The sequence below is a fragment of the Nocardia sp. NPDC051463 genome (assembly GCF_040681975.1).
Taxonomy (GTDB): Bacteria; Actinomycetota; Actinomycetes; order Mycobacteriales; family Mycobacteriaceae; genus Nocardia.
The window spans coordinates 14,708-33,871 of the sequence record NZ_JBFBAB010000039.1 but is presented as its reverse complement, the minus strand read 5'-3'; the positions used below and the strand labels follow the sequence as shown (position 1 = coordinate 33,871).

At 66.4% G+C, this 19,164-nt stretch carries 21 protein-coding genes and 1 pseudogene; 9 read left to right on the top strand and 13 right to left on the bottom strand.

Annotated features, from left to right (window positions below):
* Positions 1–189 precede the first annotated feature (189 nt).
* The 7 genes from lnt to AB0M74_RS32275 form a co-directional block, all read right to left on the bottom strand.
* Positions 190–1,770, bottom strand: coding sequence for an apolipoprotein N-acyltransferase (gene lnt / locus AB0M74_RS32305; RefSeq protein ID WP_366530098.1), 1,581 nt, complete (start codon positions 1,768–1,770; stop codon positions 190–192).
* Positions 1,771–2,012: 242 nt separating this feature from the next.
* Complete coding sequence (locus AB0M74_RS32300) at positions 2,013–3,611, bottom strand: amidohydrolase family protein (protein WP_366530094.1); 1,599 nt, start codon at positions 3,609–3,611, stop codon at positions 2,013–2,015.
* A gap of 28 nt (positions 3,612–3,639) precedes the next feature.
* Complete coding sequence (locus AB0M74_RS32295) at positions 3,640–3,891, bottom strand: hypothetical protein (RefSeq protein WP_366530093.1); 252 nt, start codon at positions 3,889–3,891, stop codon at positions 3,640–3,642.
* A gap of 63 nt (positions 3,892–3,954) precedes the next feature.
* On the bottom strand, positions 3,955–4,257 hold the full coding sequence (locus tag AB0M74_RS32290; RefSeq protein WP_366530092.1) for a chorismate mutase: 303 nt from the start codon (positions 4,255–4,257) through the stop codon (positions 3,955–3,957).
* A 52-nt stretch (positions 4,258–4,309) separates the two neighbouring features.
* Positions 4,310–4,789: an FxsA family protein gene (locus AB0M74_RS32285; protein WP_366530091.1), complete on the bottom strand. Its 480-nt coding sequence runs from the start codon at positions 4,787–4,789 to the stop codon at positions 4,310–4,312.
* Between the two features lie 91 nt (positions 4,790–4,880).
* Positions 4,881–5,540 (bottom strand): response regulator transcription factor, encoded by a 660-nt coding sequence (locus AB0M74_RS32280; RefSeq protein WP_366530090.1) that lies wholly within the window; start codon positions 5,538–5,540, stop codon positions 4,881–4,883.
* Between the two features lie 150 nt (positions 5,541–5,690).
* The gene (locus AB0M74_RS32275) at positions 5,691–6,866 is read right to left on the bottom strand and encodes a sensor histidine kinase (protein ID WP_366530089.1); all 1,176 of its coding nucleotides are present in this window, start codon (positions 6,864–6,866) and stop codon (positions 5,691–5,693) included.
* Positions 6,867–7,164: 298 nt separating this feature from the next.
* Here AB0M74_RS32275 and AB0M74_RS32270 point away from each other — a divergent pair, with 298 nt between their 5' ends.
* The gene (locus AB0M74_RS32270; RefSeq protein ID WP_366530088.1) at positions 7,165–7,932 is read left to right on the top strand and encodes a TSUP family transporter; all 768 of its coding nucleotides are present in this window, start codon (positions 7,165–7,167) and stop codon (positions 7,930–7,932) included.
* Positions 7,933–7,947: 15 nt separating this feature from the next.
* On the opposite strand, the gene AB0M74_RS32265 is transcribed toward AB0M74_RS32270, so the two are convergent.
* Positions 7,948–8,604, bottom strand: a complete 657-nt coding sequence (locus AB0M74_RS32265; protein WP_366530087.1) for a helix-turn-helix domain-containing protein — start codon at positions 8,602–8,604, stop codon at positions 7,948–7,950.
* A gap of 354 nt (positions 8,605–8,958) precedes the next feature.
* Here AB0M74_RS32265 and AB0M74_RS32260 point away from each other — a divergent pair, with 354 nt between their 5' ends.
* Both AB0M74_RS32260 and AB0M74_RS32255 read left to right on the top strand, forming a co-directional pair.
* Positions 8,959–10,488: a TldD/PmbA family protein gene (locus tag AB0M74_RS32260; protein WP_366530086.1), complete on the top strand. Its 1,530-nt coding sequence runs from the start codon at positions 8,959–8,961 to the stop codon at positions 10,486–10,488.
* A gap of 20 nt (positions 10,489–10,508) precedes the next feature.
* The gene (locus AB0M74_RS32255; protein ID WP_366530097.1) at positions 10,509–11,885 is read left to right on the top strand and encodes a metallopeptidase TldD-related protein; all 1,377 of its coding nucleotides are present in this window, start codon (positions 10,509–10,511) and stop codon (positions 11,883–11,885) included.
* A 51-nt stretch (positions 11,886–11,936) separates the two neighbouring features.
* Here AB0M74_RS32255 and AB0M74_RS32250 read toward each other — a convergent pair whose 3' ends face one another.
* Both AB0M74_RS32250 and AB0M74_RS32245 read right to left on the bottom strand, forming a co-directional pair.
* Positions 11,937–12,320: a PPOX class F420-dependent oxidoreductase gene (locus tag AB0M74_RS32250; protein WP_366530085.1), complete on the bottom strand. Its 384-nt coding sequence runs from the start codon at positions 12,318–12,320 to the stop codon at positions 11,937–11,939.
* Entirely contained in the window at positions 12,317–12,886 is a 570-nt protein-coding gene (locus tag AB0M74_RS32245; protein ID WP_366530084.1) for a helix-turn-helix transcriptional regulator, read from the bottom strand. The genes AB0M74_RS32250 and AB0M74_RS32245 overlap by 4 nt, the downstream gene beginning before the upstream one ends.
* Positions 12,887–12,997: 111 nt before the next feature.
* Here AB0M74_RS32245 and AB0M74_RS32240 point away from each other — a divergent pair, with 111 nt between their 5' ends.
* Entirely contained in the window at positions 12,998–13,717 is a 720-nt protein-coding gene (locus tag AB0M74_RS32240) for a glyoxalase (protein WP_366530083.1), read from the top strand.
* A 13-nt stretch (positions 13,718–13,730) separates the two neighbouring features.
* Here AB0M74_RS32240 and map read toward each other — a convergent pair whose 3' ends face one another.
* A complete protein-coding gene (gene map, locus AB0M74_RS32235; protein ID WP_366530082.1) occupies positions 13,731–14,498 on the bottom strand; it encodes a type I methionyl aminopeptidase in 768 nt (255 codons plus the stop codon).
* A gap of 98 nt (positions 14,499–14,596) precedes the next feature.
* Between map and AB0M74_RS32230 the strand changes: the two genes are divergently transcribed.
* Both AB0M74_RS32230 and AB0M74_RS32225 read left to right on the top strand, forming a co-directional pair.
* A complete protein-coding gene (locus AB0M74_RS32230; RefSeq protein WP_366530081.1) occupies positions 14,597–14,860 on the top strand; it encodes a helix-turn-helix transcriptional regulator in 264 nt (87 codons plus the stop codon).
* Between the two features lie 1,011 nt (positions 14,861–15,871).
* A pseudogene (locus tag AB0M74_RS32225) lies at positions 15,872–16,032 on the top strand (IS110 family transposase); the annotation flags it as partial.
* Between the two features lie 27 nt (positions 16,033–16,059).
* Here AB0M74_RS32225 and AB0M74_RS32220 read toward each other — a convergent pair.
* Both AB0M74_RS32220 and AB0M74_RS32215 read right to left on the bottom strand, forming a co-directional pair.
* Positions 16,060–16,710: a hypothetical protein gene (locus tag AB0M74_RS32220; protein ID WP_366530100.1), complete on the bottom strand. Its 651-nt coding sequence runs from the start codon at positions 16,708–16,710 to the stop codon at positions 16,060–16,062.
* Positions 16,711–16,994: 284 nt separating this feature from the next.
* The gene (locus AB0M74_RS32215; protein WP_366530080.1) at positions 16,995–17,441 is read right to left on the bottom strand and encodes a MarR family transcriptional regulator; all 447 of its coding nucleotides are present in this window, start codon (positions 17,439–17,441) and stop codon (positions 16,995–16,997) included.
* A gap of 81 nt (positions 17,442–17,522) precedes the next feature.
* On the opposite strand from AB0M74_RS32215, the gene AB0M74_RS32210 reads away from it, so the two are divergent.
* The 3 genes from AB0M74_RS32210 to AB0M74_RS32200 all read left to right on the top strand — a co-directional run bounded on the left by AB0M74_RS32210 (position 17,523) and on the right by AB0M74_RS32200 (position 19,102).
* The gene (locus AB0M74_RS32210; protein ID WP_366530079.1) at positions 17,523–17,897 is read left to right on the top strand and encodes a cupin domain-containing protein; all 375 of its coding nucleotides are present in this window, start codon (positions 17,523–17,525) and stop codon (positions 17,895–17,897) included.
* Between the two features lie 32 nt (positions 17,898–17,929).
* Positions 17,930–18,304 (top strand): cupin domain-containing protein, encoded by a 375-nt coding sequence (locus AB0M74_RS32205; protein ID WP_366530078.1) that lies wholly within the window; start codon positions 17,930–17,932, stop codon positions 18,302–18,304.
* Between the two features lie 135 nt (positions 18,305–18,439).
* Positions 18,440–19,102, top strand: a complete 663-nt coding sequence (locus AB0M74_RS32200; RefSeq protein ID WP_366530077.1) for a hypothetical protein — start codon at positions 18,440–18,442, stop codon at positions 19,100–19,102.
* Positions 19,103–19,164 lie beyond the last annotated feature (62 nt).

Below are 19,164 nucleotides of genomic sequence, written 5' to 3'. Positions count from 1 at the left end.
GGAGCGGCGACCATCAGTTCTAGCTACATACTGGCGAATGATGCGCAAAGCCAAGGGGCGGGCATCCGCCAGTCACACCAGCCCCAAAAGATACCGAACGTTCGGTTATGGACGTGTTATAGCAACGTAGAGAAGATCAACCGCCGCGTGGAGCCATCGGCGGCCGCGTGGATCGAACGCGTGCCAAGATCAAGCGACCGGCTCATCGAGGGAAGTATCCGCACCGGTCGCTGTGCTACCGCGGGCCATGCGCCGCCGCGTAGTAGTGAACACTACAGCGGCAGCGGTCAGGATAACCGAGAGCAGTTCCGGCGCGGGTCCGATTCGGGTGGCAAATGTCATCGAGCTGCGCAACGGTAGCTCAGCGACCAGCGCGGCGGGCACAAATTTGGCGGTCTCCTGCTGCACCACACCGTCGGCACCGATGATCGCGCTGACCCCGGAGGTCGCAGCGACGACCAGCGCGCGGCCGTGCTCGACCGCGCGCACGCGCGACATGGCCAGCTGCTGGTAGGTCATCTCACTGTCACCAAAGGTCGCATTGTTGGTCGGCACGGTCAGCAATTGAGCGCCTGCCCGCATCGAATCACGGAAAGCCCGATCGAAGGCCACCTCGTAGCAGGTGGCGACGCCGATCTCGACGCCATCGGCGCGCACCACACCGTCACCGTGACCGGGCACGAAATATCCGGCACGATCGGCGTATTCGGAGAACAGTCGGAAGAAGCTGCGCATCGGCAGGTATTCACCGAACGGCTGGATGATCTTCTTGTCGTGCCGCTCGCCCGGACCGGCCGCGCTGTTCCACACGATCACCGAATTGGTCGTCGTGCGGTCGGCGTTCACCAGCACCGCGCCGACCAGAATCGGCGCATCGATCTGCTGCGACGCCTGAGTGATCAGCGCGCCCGCGTCGGCGTTGCGCAATGGGTCGATGTCCGACGAGTTCTCCGGCCAGATCACGATGTCGGGCTTGCGCACCCGCCCCTGCGCGACTGCCCGAGCCAGTTCCTCGGTGCGCCGGACATGGTTGTCCAGCACGGCGCGCCGCTGTGCATTGAAGTCCAACCCGAGCCGCGGCACGCTGCCCTGGATCGCGGCGACCGTGATCATCCGGTCGCCATCCTCCGGGCCGGGCAGCGCGGACCGGAGGATCGCTCCGGCGCAAGGCATGCTGGCCAGCGCCACTGCCACAGCGATAATTCCGAAGCGAGCGGGCCGGTCACGGGTTGTTTCGGTGTCCGCACGCGCAGCCGACCGCAACTGGAGAACAAGTGCTGCCCCAGCAGCGCCGGTCAACGCCACCGCGAAACCTATCAACGGAGCGCCACCGAGCATCGCCAACGGCAGATACCATCCGTCGGCCTGACCGAATGCCACACGGCCCCAAGGAAATCCGCCGAAGGGAAAACTGGATCGGACCCACTCCGTCGACGTCCACGCCAGGGCCACCCACAGCGGCCAAGCGGGCAATGTGCACAGCAGGCGCGCCAGCAGCCCGAAAAGTCCGATATACACCGCGCACACCGTCGAAAGCGTCAGCCACGGCACCGGGCCGACGTATATCCCCGTCCACGGCAGCAGTGGGATGAAAAACCCGAGGCCGGCGAGGAATCCGTAGCCGAATCCGCCACGCAGCCTGCCACTGCCGCGCACCGTCAGCGTGAGCACCGCGATGCCGAGCGGCGCGAGGAACCACCACGGGCGCGGCGGGAAGCTACCGAACAACACCACACCCGCAAGCACCGCAGACACCGACCGCCACCACACCGGATGCCGTCCGATACCGGTCGTGAGCTGCCGCCATCGCGCAGCGCACCACTCGCGATTCACCGGTGGCCACCTTCCGCCACCACGCCCATCGGCCCGTCTCCCACCGGTTCCCTACTGGTCATCGACCACAAATCCGGCCGCGTCGACCCGCGGCCCGCTGCGCGTGTCACGGTCGCGCACTCCGCGATGCGGGCCGCGCGGCGGCATCGAGATCCGATGTCGTTGCGATACTGCCGGTTTCACGCTTCATGAATCGTCACTCCGCGGTGCACGGTCCGCAGACAGGTCGGCAGTGCCGCATCCAGCTCCAGCGGAGGCAGTCCGGGGACCCGAGAACGCGGGTCGGTGGACCAACGCTGCACCGTATCCGCGGCTGCGGCGACGACGAGTTCGTCGGCTTCCCACACCGCGTAGGAGGCGGGAGCTCCGGGTACCAGCGTGCCGGCGATGCCGTCGCGGACCCCGCCTGCTCGCCACGCTCCCCTGGTGGCTGCGGCGAAGGCGGCGCGTGGGGACAGGCCGTGGCCTGCCGTACGGTGCTGGACGGCTGCGCGGACGGCCGACCAGGGGTCCACAGTGGTGACCGGTGCGTCCGATCCGATCGCCAGCGCGATACCGGCAGCGGCCATCGCGGCGAAGGGATTCAGGGTGGCGGCGCGTTCACCACCGAGGCGGGCGGCATACATCCCGTCCTGTCCACCCCAGGTCGCATCGAAAACTGGTTGCACGCTGGCGATCACACCCCAGGCGGCGAGTTGGCCGATCTGCTCGGCATCGATCATCTCTGCATGTTCGACCCGGTGCGCGCGCGCGGCGACGGCCGGTCCGCCCAGAGTCGTCACCACCCGCTCGAATCCGGCGACGACCGCGTCCATGGCAGCGTCGCCGATAACATGGAAGCCCGCCTGGATGCCTGCCTCGGTACACGCCTGCACGTGTGCTGCGATCGCATCGGTGTCGATGTAGCCGATGCCGGAGCCGGTGGAGTCAGCATACGGCTCGCGCAGCCAGGCGGTGTGCGAGCCGAGCGAGCCGTCGACGAACAGATCGCCACCCAGCGCGTGCACACCGAGTTCACCGACCAGAGCACGCGCCTCGTCCGCGGTGCGTACCAGCTCACCCCAGTACACACGAACGTCCACGCCGTGCTTGAACTCGAGCAGTTCGCGCACGTCGGTCCGGCCCGCGATCTCCGGCCCCGCGCACTCGTGCACCGCGACGATGCCATGAGCAGCGGCGGCATCCAGGGCCGCCCGGCGAGCCCGATCACGGTGGGCCCGATCCAATCCCGTGAGCACGGTCGCGCGCACGAGGTGATGAGCGGTGGCGCGCAAGGGCTCACCCCTGGTGAATCCGGTCGCTCCGGTCAGCTGGGGCACGGCGTTCAACAGCTCGGTGGACACCACCGCCGAATGCGCGTCGATCCGAGACAGATAGACCTGACGGCCCGGCCCGACCGCGGCGTCGATCTCCTCGACAGTCGGCGGCCTGCCCTCGGCCCAACGCGTCTCGTCCCAGCCGTCACCGAGTATCGCCCCGCCGGGATGCACGGTCGCGTAATCGCGCAGCAGCTCCAGGCAGTGGGTGAGCGAACGCGCGACCGACAGGTCCAACCCGGTCAGCTTCAAGCCGAGCGCCGTCACATGCACGTGCGGATCGACGAACGCCGGTGCCACGAACGCTCCACCGAGGTCGATGATCTCCGCATCGGGATGCAGCGCCCGGCCCGGTTGCTCGGCGCCGAGCCACACGACGGTCCCGTCGGTCACCGCCATCGCCGTCGCGTCGGGTGAACTGGAACTGTAGAAGCGACCGCCGATCAGCAACTGGGTACTCACGGGAGACCAGTCTGCCGTATGTGGCTCGTCAGCCTTTCAGCGCCGCTTGCAGTGACTCGTCGGGCGGCAATGCCAACAGCGCCATGACTTCGGCATATGCAGGCGGCGACGCACCATGCCCACTGCCCGACGCGCGGCAACCCGCCGCCACGGCTATGAGCTCCAGCCGCAGCGCTGCGGCCGTGAATCCGGAAATAGATTGTCCCGCAGCCGCTGCCGCCTGTCTCACGGCTGCGGCCAGCTCCTGGCTCACCGTCACGGTGAGCTGCTCGGTGGCCATCTGGGCACGATAGCCCTTCGGACCGCCGTGCGGAAGTAGGTATCGGCCCAGCGGTCGAAAGCTCTACGTGCCGACCCGGTCGCGAATCGCGGCCTGCTCCGCCAGTTCGAGTTCGATGAAGGCGCCGATCATTGCCCGCCATACCGATTCGGCGACCACGGGCGACAGCCCCGCCGCTGCGGCGCGCTCCTGAGCCAGGGCGACTACCTGCTCTACCCGGCCCGGCGCTCGCACGGCTTGCTCGTCGGTCTTGTGCGCGGCGGCCATGCGCACCAATTTCTGGCGGTCTGCCAGTAGCCGCACCAGGTCCGCGTCGATCGCGTCGATGAGGGAGCGGACCTGGGCAAGTGACATCGGATCGGACATAGCGCAAGACGCTAGGGCACGGCACGCCCTTCGGCAGACCGACCTCGACCGATCAGTCGCCGATCGCACGCCGAGTCGACGGCGGTCCGTCGTCGTACCACTCGGAGACGACGGCGCCATCGACGACATCGTCACCGTCGATGACTACACCGCGATAAGGCATCGCCGCGGCCATGCGGCCCAGGCGCCGAGCGCCGAGCGTGGTCACGAACGGCCGAATCACGAAGCGGGTCGGTGGCAGTAGAAATAGCAGGCCGACAACCGAGGTGACCAAGCCGGGGATGGAGATCAAGAAAGCGCCTGCGGCGACGAGTACGCCGTTGGCGACAGCGGCACCGGGGACAGCCTCACCTCGGCCCGCGCGACCGAGCTGCGCGAACACGCGCCGCCCCTGGGAGCGGATCAGCAGCACGCCTGCGGCCGATACCCCGATCAGCACCAGGATGGCGGGAAAGGTGCCGATCAGTTGGCTGAGACCGAAGAGCGCGGCGAACTCGACGACCAGATAGAGCACGAACAACACGGCAGGCATGGTGCCCCTTTCGGACGATCTATGTCATTCCAACGCACCAAGGGCCTGCTTTTCTCCCGAACCAGCCCGATATCTCGCTGAGATCGCCTGCTTACCCGCCCGGCCGGACGAGACCGGTCTCGTACGCCAGCACGACGGCCTGGACTCGATCGCGCAGACCGAGCTTTGTCAGCACCCTGCCCACGTGTGTCTTGACAGTCGCCTCCGAAAGGTACAACTGTTCGGCGATCTCCGCGTTGGAGCGACCGGCGGCAATCTGCTCGAGTACCTCACGCTCCCGCGCGGTCAACACGTCGAGGATGCCGGGGTCACGCATTCCGCCCGGATCGTCGGCAATGAGCCGGTCCAGCAGCCGCTTGGTCACTTTGGGCGACACGACGGCATCCCCCGCCGCCACACTCCGAATGGCGGAGATCAGATCCTCGGGTGGGGTGTCCTTGAGCAGGAAGCCGCTCGCCCCCGCCCGCAGGGCCCCCAAGGCGTGCTCGTCGAGATCGAACGTCGTCATCACCAGCACTCGGCTGCCGTCGCCCGCGCCGACGATCCGCCCGGTCGCGGTGACACCGTCGACGACGGGCATCCGCACGTCCATCAACACCACGTCCGGCCGCAGTTCCTTGGCTCGTGACACCGCCACGGCGCCGTTCTCGGCCTCTCCGATCACCTCGATGTCGGGATGCGCACCCAGCACCATCTTCAACCCCATGCGCATGAGTTCCTGGTCATCGACAACGAGAACGGTGATCGGCACCTGCCCAATCTATCGTCCCTGCGGGCCTGCCCCGCCGGGCCCGCTTCGTCCATCTTCCGATCCCGCGGCGCCCTGTTTTATTCCCTGACCGCCATTCTCGCCTGCGACAGCGCGAAAGCCGTTGCACTGCTGGATGATTCCGGCCCCGCCTCAGGTCGCGTCGGAGATGCCGAGCGGAATAGTCGCGCACACGCGCCAGGCACCGTCGGTAGTGCGGCCCGTTTCGAGGGTGCCGCCGAGAACGGCCATGCGTTCACGCATTCCAGCCAGCCCCATACCGCCGCCCTTGATCGCATTGCCGTTCAGTTCCTGGACCGGGCTGCCGCCGGAGTCGGTGACCTCGATCAGGACATCGGACTCGCGCCGAAGCACCCGGACCCAGGCTTTCGGGTGCGGGCCCGCATGGCGCAGGGTGTTGGTCAGTGATTCCTGGACGATGCGGTGCACACCCAGGCTGACCTCGGGCGGGATGGTATCGAGTTCCCCGGTCAGCTCGAGTTCTACGGCGAGGCCGGTGCCGCGCATCATCTCGACAAGCTTGGCGATGCCGGCAGTCCCGTGCTGCGGCACCTGCTCGAGTGCTGGTTCGACGCGCAGCAGCGCGACGGTGCGGCGCAGTTCGCGCAGTGCCTCGCGGCCGGTGCTTGCGATGGTGGTGAGGGCTTGTTCGGCGGCGTCGGGGTCGCGGCGCAGTGCGTACCTCGCGCCGTCGGCCTGCACGATGATCACGCTCACCGCATGCGCGACGACGTCGTGGAGTTCACGGGCGATACGGGTGCGTTCGAAGGACACCGCGTCGTGCGCACGTCGTTCCCGGTCGTAGTCGGCGACCGCGAGTCGCGCCGCGACCTCGGTGTCGTAGGCGTGCCGTGCACCGATGAACTCTGCGAGCGTCCAGCACAGCGTGAAGAACATCGCGGTGAAGAGGGCGTCGCTGCCCGCGGGCTTGTGTAGCAGCAGGAAGGAAAAGCTACTGTCCACCGCGAGTCCGACGGCGAACCACAGACCCTCACGCCTGCCGACATAGGCGACCAGTGTGTAGAGCATGATGCCGAGCCCGAACAGTGCGATGTGATCGGCTTTGTCCTCGGACAAATATCCGACCACCGTGGAGGTGATCGACAGCGCCAGCATCGCCGCGGCCATCGCACGCGGATACAACCGACGCAACGCCACCGGACCAGGCAGTAGCACACCGATTCCGAGGTAGGCGAGCTTGTGATCGGAATTGGCCACGCCCAGCACCTCGAGCAGCAACAGCGCCATGGCCAGCGCCGAATCTGCGACTAGGGGCCTATCGCGGAGCCACAAACTGAATCGGCGCACGAATATCAGCCTATGTCGGGGTCGGGATCTCCCGATGGGCCCGTCGGGAGATCCCGCGTGTCGGCCGGCCGAGATCGGCTCGGCGCGCCGGTTCGAACCTTTTACCCATGTCGGCCCAACTCGCACAGACCGGCGCGGCCGCCGATCTCATCGATGCGGCCGACCCCGGCTCGGGCCTGCCAGGTGATCCCAGCTCCCACATACCGAGCGTATGGAGATCCGCGCACAGCGGCAGGCCGACCGCGGGAGCGCATGGGTGGTGACGATCCGACCCGCGTCCATCTGGTTTCCTGACCGCGTGGATTTTGCAGACTGGGCGGCCTTGCTGGTTGCCGCGACCGCCGCGGGTTGGGTCGACGCGGTGGTCGGCGGCGGCGGATTGATCATTTTGCCGACCCTGTTCCTGGTCTCGCCCGGAATCGTGCCGCAAACCGCGCTCGGCACAAACAAATTCGCGGCCGTCGCGGGCACCGGAGCCTCGGTTGCGACCTTCGCGCGGAAGGTTCCGATGCGCTGGCGGGTGCTACTGCCCGCCGCAGGCATCGCCGCGGTGGCCGCGGCGACCGGTGCTGCCGCGGTCTCCCTCATCGACCGCGACCTGTTCATTCCGATCGTGATGGTGGTCCTGGTCGGGGTCGCGATCTTCGTCACCCTGCGCCCTGCGATCGGTGTCACGATCGCGACACATCCACCGACGCGGCGCAAATTCATCTTGGTGGTCGCGCTGGCCGCCGGGCTCGTCGGTTTCTATGACGGCCTGCTCGGACCGGGCACCGGCACGTTCCTGATCATCACCTTCGCAACACTGCTCGGCACCGAGTTCGTGCGCGCGGCGGCAATGGCGAAGGTGATCAATTGCGGGTCGAACGTCGGCGCGCTGGTCTTCTTCGGCGTGACCGGTCACATCATGTTCGGGCTCGGCGCGGCCATGGCCGTGTGCAACGTGGCAGGCGCCATCGCCGGCTCGCGCATGGCCTTGCGCAAGGGCGCTGAGTTCGTGCGGATCGTGCTGCTCGTGGTGGTGATCGTGATGGTGATTCGGTTGGGCTGGCAGCAATTCGGCTGACGCAGGGCGCGCGGTTCAGCCGACCGGATGAGCGTGCATGGTGGAGTTCGAGGCGAGCCAGGGTTGTAGGACCCGCGAGGTCGTTTCATGGATACGTCGGTGCAGTCGCTCGCCGTCCTCCGCACCGACATGCGGACCCTGGAACAGCACGGTCAGCGCACCGGAGACCGCACCGACGACCGCACCGACCAGCGCCGCGGCGCCGACCTCGTCCAGTTCCGAGGCAAACGCGTGGTGCAGTTGCCTGGCGATCTCCCGCTGGGCAACCAACTGCGCATGCGCCGCACGCCCGCTCACCGCGGGCACAGTCCGCGAGACCTGTGCGCGCAACGCGGCGATCCGCGCGCTCAGATCGTCGACGAGATGTTCGCCGGGATTGTCGCCCGCCGCGCGCAGCGCACGCAGCAGCACCTCCACCGGACGTTCGCCGTGGCGACGGCTGGCAATGGCGGCCACCGCCGCGCGCACGCGCTCGTCCTGCTCGGGGAACAGCAGTTCTTCCTTGCTCGCGAAGTAATTGAAGAACGTGCGGGTGCCGACCTCCGCCGCGGCGGCGATGTCGGCCACCGTCGTTTCCTCGTAACCTCTGTTCTCGAATAGTTCGACGGCTGCCTCGAGGAGGGCGCGGCGGGTACGTTCTCGTTTGCGATCGCGGAGGGCGGATGGCGGCACGCGGGCACAGTACGGCATTTGACGACTCGGGTACGGTAGGCAACGGTTTCGCGCGTGCCGTCACCCATTTGCGATGGTCGAAGCCCGATCTGCCCCGATTTGCGGCGACCGGCGCGTCGTCCTGCGGCCTGCGCCTCCGATCGCAGCGGACCTCCGATCCCGCGCGTCGCGGTTCACCGGGGCGTGGCCGAACATTCGCCCGTTCAAGCGTTTTGGGCGGTCGCGATACGGGCATCGCGCAAGCATCGTGTGCCGCTTTGCAGTTCATGCAACATTGCGCCGTGGGCATATTCGCGCGGCGTGTACTCGCGGTGCTGCGCCGCGGCACCGAGGGGAGCGACTAAGTTGGTGCGGGTGAGCATCGCGACTTCCAAGGATGTGGACGCCGAGTTCCTTTCGCTGCCGCTGACCGCGCTCGCCGATGCTGCGTTGTCCGCGGCGAAGGCGGCGGGGGCCGAGCACGCGGATCTGCGAGTACACCGGCTGGTCACCCAGTCGATCCGCTTGCGAGACGGCCGGGTGGAGGCGATCAGTAATGCGACCGACCTCGGTTTCGCCGTCCGCGTAGTGGTCGCCGGCACATGGGGCTTCGCCTCGCACGCCGCCCTCACCACCTCGGCCGCGGCCGAGGTGGCCCGCCGCGCGGTAACGGTGGCAACGACACTGCGCGCGCTGAACCGTGAGCGCGTCGAGCTCGCCGCGGAACCCCGCTACGACAATGTGCGGTGGGTGTCGTCCTATGACCTCGACCCGTTCGCCGTGCCGACCACCGACAAGGTCGCGCTGCTGCAGGACTATTCCGGCCGACTGTCCGCCGCCGACGGGGTCGACCACGTCACCGCCGCGGTGCTGCAGGTCAAGGAACAGACCTTCTACGCTGACACCGCGGGCTCGGCCATCACCCAGCAGCGGGTGCGGCTGTATCCGCAATTCGAGGCGATCACCGTCGATTCCGCAGCGGGCGTCTTCGAAACCATGCGCACCCTTGCGCCTCCCGCCGGACGCGGCTGGGAGTACCTCGCCGGTGCGGACCGCATGTGGGACTGGGGCGACGAGCTCACCCGAATCCCCGAGTGGCTGGCCGAGAAGGTAAAAGCCCCGACCGTGCAGGCAGGCCCGACCGATCTGGTCATCGACCCGACAAACCTATGGTTGACCATCCACGAGTCCATCGGCCACGCCACCGAATACGACCGCGCCATCGGCTACGAATCCGCCTACGCAGGCACCTCGTTCGCGACGCCGGACAAGCTCGGCACCCTGCGGTACGGCACCCCGATCATGCACGTCACCGGCGACCGCACGCAGGAGCACGGTCTTGCCACCGTCGGTTACGACGACGAAGGCGTTGCCGGGCAGCGCTGGGATCTGGTGCGTGACGGCGTTCTCGTCGGTTACCAACTCGACCGGGTGTTCGCTCCGCGTCTCGGGCTGGACCGCTCGAACGGCTGCTCCTACGCCGACTCGCCACACCACGTTCCGATCCAGCGCATGGCCAACGTCTCGCTACAACCGGACCCCACCCGCGACACCACAACCGAAGAGCTCATTTCGCGCGTCGAGAACGGCATCTACATCGTCGGCGACAAGTCATGGTCGATCGACATGCAGCGCTACAACTTCCAGTTCACCGGCCAGCGGTTCTTCCGCATCCGGAACGGCAAGCTCGACGGCCAGCTCCGCGACGTCGCCTACCAGGCGACGACCACCGACTTCTGGGGCTCGATGGAGGCGGTGGGCGGCCCGTCCACCTGGCGGCTCGGCGGTGCTTTCAACTGCGGCAAGGCCCAGCCGGGTCAGGTCGCCGCGGTCAGTCATGGCTGCCCGTCGATTCTGGTGCGCGGCATCAATATTCTCAACACCCGGACGGAGGCGGGCCAGTGAACGCGATCGGTACCGGCCAGATGCCCGCAGGCGCGGTCGTCGAGCAGGCCCTCTCTCTCTCACGGGCGGACGAGGCGATAGTAATCGTCACCGACGCCAACGAGGCCTCACTGCGGTGGGCGGGCAATTCGATGACCACCAACGGCTCCTCGATTTCCCGCGACTGGGCGGTGATCTCGGTCTTCCGCGACGGACCGAACTCCGCGCGGGTCGGCAGCATCAGCTCGACCAGCGTCGACCCGAACGACATCGAGGCCGTGGTGCGTGCCAGCGAGGCAGCCGCCCGCACCGCCGAAGCCGCCAAGGACGCGATGCCGTTGCTCACTCCCGATATCGACGACGCAGCCGACTGGGCAGCGGCGCCGGGCAACACCGGCATAGAGGTTTTCACCGACCTCGCTCGCGACCTGTCCAAGGGATTCGACGGAACCGATCGCCTCTACGGTTTCGCCCACCACCAGATCCACACCACGTGGCTGGGCACCTCCACCGGTATCCGACGCCGATTCGTGCAGCCCACCGGTTCGGTGGAGATCAATGGAAAACGTGGAGAGGGTACCGATCTGGCCAGCGCCTGGGTCGGTGTCGGCACCGCGGACTTCACCGATGTCGATATTCCCCGCCTCCTCACCGAGCTCGCACGTCGCCTCGATTGGTCCAAGCGTCGCGTCGAGCTGCCCGCAGGCCGCTACGAAACACTGCTGCCGCCCTCGGCAGTCGCCGACCTGATGATCTACATGGCCTGGGAGATGGAGGGCCGCGGGGCGCAAGAGGGCCACACCGCCTTCGCCCGCGCAGGCGGCACCCGAATCGGCGAGCGGCTCACCGACATTCCGCTGACCCTGTACTCCGACCCGTGGGCCGATGGTCTCGAATACCGTCCGTTCGTCGCGACATCCGCCTCCTCGGAGACGCTCTCGGTCTTCGATAACGGTATGTCCGCGCAACGGGTCGACTGGTTGCGCGACGGCGTCATCGAATCTCTCGCCTATCCGCGCGCCACCGCCACCGAATTCGATGCGCCCACCACACTGCCCGCCGAGAACCTGCTGCTGACCGGCGGCTCCGGCGCCGATCTCGACGACATGATCGCCCGTACCGAACGCGGCCTGCTGCTCACCACGCTCTGGTACATCCGCGAGGTCGACCCGGCGACACTGCTGCTGACCGGACTCACTCGTGACGGCGTCTACCTCGTCGAGAACGGGGAAGTCACCGCTGCTGTCAATAACTTCCGCTTCAACGAAAGCCCCATCGATCTGCTGCGCCGCGTCAGCGAGGCGGGTGCTACCGAGACCACGCTCCCCCGCGAATGGAAGGACTGGTTCACCCGAACGGCCATGCCGCCGTTGCGGATTCCCGACTTCCACATGTCTTCGGTCAGTCAGGCCACCTGACCGGCACAGGAGGTGGCCGACGGCTGACCGTCCGACCGTACCCGGCGATGGTCAGGCGACGGGCGTGATTTCGATGCCGATGGTGGCCGCTTTGCCACGGCGCAGGCTGCTTCCGAGAATGACCAGCGGGCCGAGCAGCCAGTATTTCTTCTTGAGCAGTTTGCGGACCCGCTCGGTGCCCTCCGCATCGAGCACCCGTCCGGTGCCCTCGATCACCTCGCCGCGCGGCTTGCCGGAGGCGCTGCACGGCTGCACGGTGACGGCCGCGTTGCGGCGCAGCCGCTTCACCTTCCAACTGTCGGTCACCGTCCACACATACAGCTTGCCTGCGTCGGCCGCCGCCCACACGGCGGTGCCGACGGGTGTGCCGTCCTTACGGAACGTTGTCAGCAGAACGTAATCCGCCTTGCCGACGGCCCCGAGCGTGTTCGTCATGAGGGCAGCGTATTCGGTCGCTCCGACATCCGGTATTCGCCCGCTTCCAACCGTTCGAGCAGGCCGTCGGTCCAGCCCGCCAGGTGGCCGAACACTCCGCTCCACAGTTCGAGCAGGTCGGTGGCGTGTGGCGGTTCATAGCGGCCGGGGAACGAGGGGATCATGGCGAGCAGGTCATTGCGGACGGCTTCGCTGCGACGGCGCTGTTCGCGCAGCTTCTCGATGACGTGCGCACGCGGCAACGCGTCCATGAACGCGATGGCGGCGCCGAGTTCTTCCATATCGATGCTCACCAGCGCCTCGTCCATCAGCGCGCGGAACTCCGCCTCACCAGCTTCAGTCACTTCGAACAAGGTGCGGCCAGGGCCCTGATCGCTGCCCTCGGTCCCGAAGGCGCTGAGTTTGCCTTCCTGGGTCAGTTGCCTGAGCGCGTGGTAGATCGAGCCCGGTTTGACGTTCGTCCACGTTTCCGCACGCCAGGACAACAATTCGCGGCGCACCGCATAGCCGTAGGTGGGTTGACGCAACCGCATCACACCGAGGACGAGCAGCCGCACGGCCGACATCGACGAACTCCTTTCAGCACAGAACAGCGATGCTACTCAAACTTGACTTGCGCCAAAACACCACCCTAACCTCAGGTAGTCAAATTTGATTACAGCAGTGCGGAGGCAGACATGGGAGACACGGCGGTTCCAGTGCTCCAAAGCGGCAACCTGGCCGACACCCTGGACTTCTACCGAACCCTCGGATACACCGTCACCTACCAGCAGACCCGCCCCTACAACTACGGCGCCGTCGAGGCCAACGGCTGCGCCCTGCATTTCGCATCCGAACCTCGAAGCACCGAACTCCCTACCGAACAGGTCGCCTGCCTGGTCATGATCGACGATGTCGCCGCCAGACACCGCGCCTTCACCGAGGCGCTGCGCACCCGCTACGGCAAGGTCCCGGCAAAGGGCTGCCCGCGCATCACCCGATTTCGGCCAGGCCAGAGCAGATTCACGATGGTCGACCCGGTGGGCAACTCGGTGATCTACATCCAGCGCGACGAACCGATGGAGGTCGAGTACGGCGGTTCGCGTGAACTCGAAGGCCTGGCACGAGTGTTGGACAACGCGCGCATTCTGCGTGATTTCAAGAACGACGACGAGACCGCCATTCGCGTACTCGAGGTCGGACTCGGGCGATTCGGCGCCGAAGCCCCGCGCCCGGACAAGGCACGGGCATTGTCCGCATTGATCGAACTGTCCGTTGCCACAAACGGATCTGCCCGTGGGGAACAGTGGCGGGCCGAACTGCGGGCGATGAAGCTTTCCGAGGCCGAGCGCACGTCGGTAGCGAAAGAACTGCGCGCGGCCACCGATCTGGCCGACTGGCTATCCGAAGAAGGCTGACCCGCGCCGCGTGTCAGCCGACCAACGTAAGGATCTCCGGCCCATCGGCGGTGATCGCGACGGCGTGCTCGGAATGCGCGGTGCGCGATCCATCGGCCGACCGAATCGTCCAACCATCGGGATCGGTGTAGATCCGGTCGGTCGTGGCCGCGAACCACGGCTCGATGGCAATCGTCAGCCCCGGCCGAAGCCGGTATCCGCGCCCGGCGCGCCCCGCATTCGGTATGTGCGGGTCTTCGTGCATGGTGCGCCCGAGGCCATGCCCGCCGAATTCGGTGTTCACCGGATACCCGTAGGCATGCGCCACATCCGCGATCGCGGCGGAGATATCTCCGATCCTATTGCCGGGCAACGCCACTGCGATTGCCGCGGCCAAGGCATCCTCTGTGGCCCGCACCAGTTGAACATCCTCCGGCGCAGCCGTACCGACGATCACGCTGACCGCCGAGTCCGCCACCCAACCGTCGACGCCGATTGCCAGATCCATGCTCAGCACATCACCATCACGCAGCGCGTAATCGAACGGGAGCCCATGCAGCACAGCGTCATTGACCGATAGACAGACGGTGTTACGGAACGGGCCCCGCCCGAAGGACGGCACGTAATCCCAGTAGCACGACTCCGCTCCCCGCTGCCGAATCCGTTCCCGCACAATAGCTTCCAGCTCCAGCAGATTCACGCCGACCTGCGCGCGTTGCCGCAACTCGGCCAGGATCTCCGCGACGAACTGCCCCGCGACCCGCATCCGCGCAATCTCGTCGCGACTCTTCAGCTCCACCATCAACCTGCTCCAATCGGTATTTAAATACCACCCTAGCCGGTGCGGTATTTTAATACCAGCCACTTGCGGTATTTAAATACCGCCCATACGCTCGTGCCATGGTTCGCCTCCCACTGACGCCCACACAGGTCGAGGCCGGTCGCCGCCTCGGCACCCGACTGCGCGCCGCCCGCGCGGATCGTGACCTCGTTGAAACCGCTGCCGCAGCGGGCATCTCGCCGGAAACTCTCCGCAAGATCGAAACCGGACGCCTTCCCACCCCCGCCTTCGGCACCGTCGTGTCCGTCGCTGCCGTCCTGAACATTCCGCTGGAAGAACTCGCGAACGTCTGGCGCTCCACCGGCCTAGCCGAATCTGCGTGACCACGGCATACCCGAGGCTTTATGGTTCGGGGGGCACACGGCGTGATGGCAATGCCAACCGACGGGTCCGCGCCCTCGGTCGCCCTGCTGCACATCCGGCGGAGCCATCCAATCGAGGCTGGAAGCCGCCACCCGGAAAGGAATTGCGCGGCAACGACGCCACCGCGAGTGCACCAGTAGATGCCGATGGCAGTCAGCAGCGGGTTGCGATCGTCGTGACCGCCGGCTCCTCCCCCGAGCCGCAATCACCCGGTTCCCCGACGTTCCGATCTGACGAAAGATCAACTCCACGCTCGCCGGGTCGAATCCATGGAGCCGAATCCCGGCCGCGCCGATCACGCTCATGTCACAGCGGCAACCCGGTGCAGGTTGCGCTACTTCAAGTCGTCGATGGTGGCGGGTTCAATCGGACAGCTCACGGTGCGTGGCACATCGATCTCCGCACTTCCGGACGCGGGTGAGCTCGACGCATTATTCGAGACGGTGGCTATGCGGACAGTGTCGATGGGAACCGATTGATCGCCGAGAATATCGAGTGCCCCGACCCCGGCCAGAATCATGCCAGCGGTAGCCACAATGAGCTTCGAACGTGTCATGACCTGCTCCCGCTGGTTGGGCGAACTTACCTACCGAGCCCGAGCCGTCTCGTGGATGCCTCGTGCTCCGTTGATCGCTAGCGGTTTGCCATTGAGTTAAAACCGTAAGTCGCGATTCATCAGTTGATCAAGACACAGATGGGTCACGAATACGAGAATTCGGAGTGTCACTGCCCGAGATCCGGCGCGATCCGCAGTATTACGCGGTCTCACGGTGCAGTCCCTTCACGCCCCCGGGGCACCGTCTTTGCCATGGACGACAGCGAACTGAAGCCCGCCGACAGGTCGCCCCTACGCCGGACCGGGCTCGTCCCGAGCGTCGACATCAGGCCAAGGACGCGGCCGAGGACGAGAGATGCCGGTGAGCCACCTTTATCCGGCGAGTCGATATTGCCACAGAGTTGCCCACGCCCGCCCCGCACGATCGGGCAATGACAAACTCGACGCGCCCCGCTGTCACCGCTCGCCGCGCTCCACGACCCGGCCAGCCGTACCTATGACGCCCGACAATGCGCGCAGCGCAAGAACCACAACGCCGCCCTCGTTTGCCTGGCCCGACGCCGCTACGGTGTCCTCCGCGGTTCGACGGATCGTGAAAGCAGATCAGATGAGCGAGAAGAAGAGCGTGTCTTGCGTGTACCAGTCGATCTCCCTGGTGGCGTAATTCCATTCGCCGTGTTCGAATTCGAGCTTGTCGATGAGTTCTTGGATGTCGTACCGGAAGTCCGGGTTCATCCGGTCCAGGACAGCGCGATAGGCGTCGGCGGCGGGCTTGGCCTTGACCAGCGGCAGGTGGCCGATGGCCGGGTAGCCATCGACCGAATGGGGAATGAACGGGAACTCATCGGGCGGGCCGCCGTAGAGGTAGCCGTGTGGAAGAAGGTCGGTAGGCACCCCGAGGCGGCGCATCTCGTCGTCGACAAGACTGAAGAATGTGCTGGGCTTGGAGTAGGTGCCCAGCTGAGAGGGGTCGGAGCCGTTGCGGTCGATGATGTGTTGCCGCGCGGCGTGGTAGGCGTTGCCTGCGCACTCCGCACCCGAGTCGATGTGCCCGGCGATGAGGTGATCGAGGGCGTCGGGGATCGACAGGCCCCAGTCGCAATCCTGGCGGTCGAGATCGCGCTGGTGCGCCTGCGCGTTCTTGCGCATTTCCTCGAGGTTGCGCAGTTGGGTGTCGCTCAGTGCTCCGTTGCCGCCCAGGTAAGCCAGGATGCCTGCCTTGTCAGCAGTAGAGTACGAGATGTTGTGGCTCATGCGACCTAGGATCGCAAACCCCCTGACAATCTCGCGGGCTGCTTCGCGCTACGCCGCGGGCATAGCGGTGCCGATTGCGACCTCCGGGAGACATATCTCCCAACAGGTACTACACACGATCGGCGTCGCCGAATGTCCCGCGCCGCACCGGGTCTCCTCCGACAGCCGCACGATATAGGGACATTGGGCCGTAGAGGCGAGCAGAGTCTCTGTCGCACAATCCGCCGCTTCCACGGTGGCGGCCACAGCGCTCACCATCGCCGCCGAGACACACACGGCGTCGCTCATAGCGGCCGGAAGGTCCGCGCCGCGCCGGAATCCATTGCCGCGCCGGCGATCTCGCCCAACACGGCACGCACCGTCGCAACCTGGTCCGCGCCCACTCGCGCGACCAGTCTTCGCTCGTACTCGACGTGGAATTCCCGCACAGCGTCCAACGTGTCGCGACCCCGGTCCGATAGGTGCAGCAGTTTGGCGCGTTTGTCCGTCGGATCCGGCCGCCGCTCCACGTAGCCGTGCCGCACCATTTCGTCGACGACCTTGGCCGCACCCTGCGCGGTGATCCCGAGACGCTCCCCCAATTGGCTTGCAGTGAGTGCGTTCTCGGCCAGTGTGCGCAGCACGTATCCATAGGAGGCACCGAGCATGCGATGGCCGCGCTCGGCCATATGCGCATGCAGCTCCGAGACGAACGCCTGATACGCCTGCCCGAGCATGACGCCGAAATCCACTTGACTCTCCTCCCGGCAATATGTACAACTCTAGTTGTACACCATAGTTGAACACCTTGGTTTAGCGCTAGGAGCCACAGCATGCCACTCATCAAATCCGCCGACGCACCCGTCTTCGAAGCTCCCCTCATGACCGCCGGCGGCCTGGCCGCACCCAGCCGTGGCTCCACCGAGAACAGCGTCTGGCGCTTCACCCTGCACCCGGGCAATCCCGGCCACGAGCACGCGGTCTCACGGGAGGAGATCTTCATCGCCCTCGCCGGCAAGGCCCGCGCCACCATCGACGGCGAGACCCACGACTTCTGCGCCGGCGACGCACTGGTGATCCCGGCCCACACCGTCTTCCGCGTATCCGTACCCGGCGACGAACCGTTCGAGGCGGTGGCGATCCTGCCGGTGGGCGCTTACGCCCAAACGCCCGGCGGCGACCGAGTCAGCCCACCCTGGGCCCAATAGTCAACGCGCACAATTGATTACACAGGAGAGTCATGCCGCACATCACCGCCGACCGCGCCCCTCGCTTCGAGAACGACCACGCCGAGTTCGTCGGCCTGGCCGCACCCACCCGCGGGTCCACCGAGAACAGCGCGTGGCGACTGACCATCAAACCGGGCGTCGACGCGCCGGCGCATGCCCTGGATCGCGAGGAGATCTTCATCGCGTTGTCCGGCACGATGACCGTCACCATCAGCGGCGAAGTCCTCACAGTGGAAGCCGGAGACGCACTCATCGTGCCCGCACACGAGCTGTTCGCCATGGCTAATCCGAGCGATGAACCGTTCGAGGCCGTCGTGGTTCTGCCCGTCGGCGGGCGGGGGCTCATTCCTGGTCAGCCGCCAGTCGTCGCGCCCTGGGCGCGTTGACCCCGCAATCGCCGGCCGAGTAGGTCGCGAATTCGCGGACAGATCCGAACGGCCATCGGCGCTGACCAATGAGCCGAAACATGGTGGGATGCTTGCGGATCCGATTGTGTCGGTGCGTGCCGCTAGTCTGCTGTCATGGTCGGACCGGACTCGGCGCTGCGCCGACTGATGCGCGAGACAGGAAAGCTGCTGCAGCCATATGGCTTTCACGGCTCGGAGGCAACGTGGGTACGCGTCGTGCCGGGTGGTGTGGCGTCGGTCGGTCGCACCCGGACACTACGCACCTGGACCGGAGGGCAGCAGGTGCTCAGATTCGGACTGAGCCTGAGCGCTACACCGACCGCCTGGTGGGAATTCCGTAACTGGCGCAGTACGCAACTGGGTCTCCCGCTCACGCCGCTCGAGCAGGCGACCGGCCCCGGCCTGATCGACGACCGCGGACTGCCGCATGACCTCACCGAGTTGTGGTCTCTGCGGGTCGACCCGACGCAACCGACCCGGCACGCGCTGCAGGCAGACATCGACGCCATCCGCGCCGATCTGCCTCGGCGCGTGCACACCTACGCGCGCCGAGCGCTACGGCTACTGGAACCGGACCGGTACCTCGATGAACTATTGGCCGACCCCACCCCACAGATCGAAACCTGGGAGGCAATCATCGTCCTGCTCGCCGACGCTGGACCAGGACCGCGACTAGACGACGCATGCACCCAATTCCGGGCGTGCCTCACCAAGCAGGATGCGGCGCACGCAGAGAATCTCATCGCGTACGCACAAGGCCGCGCCGCCCTCGTGTGAGAAGCCTCGCGCCGCACCATCGGCGGGATTCCGACAGTACTGTTCACCGAGTTGACGCCACC

Bases quoted from the DNA above. Each gene is read 5' to 3' on its own strand.
- AB0M74_RS32285 (WP_366530091.1), bottom strand. From the start codon at position 4,789: ATGCCTGCCGTGTTGTTCGTGCTCTATCTGGTCGTCGAGTTCGCCGCG.
- AB0M74_RS32255 (WP_366530097.1), top strand. From the start codon at position 10,509: ATGCCCGCAGGCGCGGTCGTCGAGCAGGCCCTCTCTCTCTCACGGGCG.
- AB0M74_RS32295 (WP_366530093.1), bottom strand. From the start codon at position 3,891: ATGGCCACCGAGCAGCTCACCGTGACGGTGAGCCAGGAGCTGGCCGCA.
- AB0M74_RS32210 (WP_366530079.1), top strand. From the start codon at position 17,523: ATGCCACTCATCAAATCCGCCGACGCACCCGTCTTCGAAGCTCCCCTC.
- map (WP_366530082.1), bottom strand. From the start codon at position 14,498: ATGGTGGAGCTGAAGAGTCGCGACGAGATTGCGCGGATGCGGGTCGCG.
- AB0M74_RS32200 (WP_366530077.1), top strand. From the start codon at position 18,440: ATGGTCGGACCGGACTCGGCGCTGCGCCGACTGATGCGCGAGACAGGA.
- AB0M74_RS32220 (WP_366530100.1), bottom strand. From the start codon at position 16,710: ATGAGCCACAACATCTCGTACTCTACTGCTGACAAGGCAGGCATCCTG.
- AB0M74_RS32245 (WP_366530084.1), bottom strand. From the start codon at position 12,886: ATGTCGGCCGTGCGGCTGCTCGTCCTCGGTGTGATGCGGTTGCGTCAA.
- AB0M74_RS32240 (WP_366530083.1), top strand. From the start codon at position 12,998: ATGGGAGACACGGCGGTTCCAGTGCTCCAAAGCGGCAACCTGGCCGAC.
- AB0M74_RS32290 (WP_366530092.1), bottom strand. From the start codon at position 4,257: ATGTCCGATCCGATGTCACTTGCCCAGGTCCGCTCCCTCATCGACGCG.
- AB0M74_RS32230 (WP_366530081.1), top strand. From the start codon at position 14,597: ATGGTTCGCCTCCCACTGACGCCCACACAGGTCGAGGCCGGTCGCCGC.
- AB0M74_RS32205 (WP_366530078.1), top strand. From the start codon at position 17,930: ATGCCGCACATCACCGCCGACCGCGCCCCTCGCTTCGAGAACGACCAC.
- AB0M74_RS32250 (WP_366530085.1), bottom strand. From the start codon at position 12,320: ATGACGAACACGCTCGGGGCCGTCGGCAAGGCGGATTACGTTCTGCTG.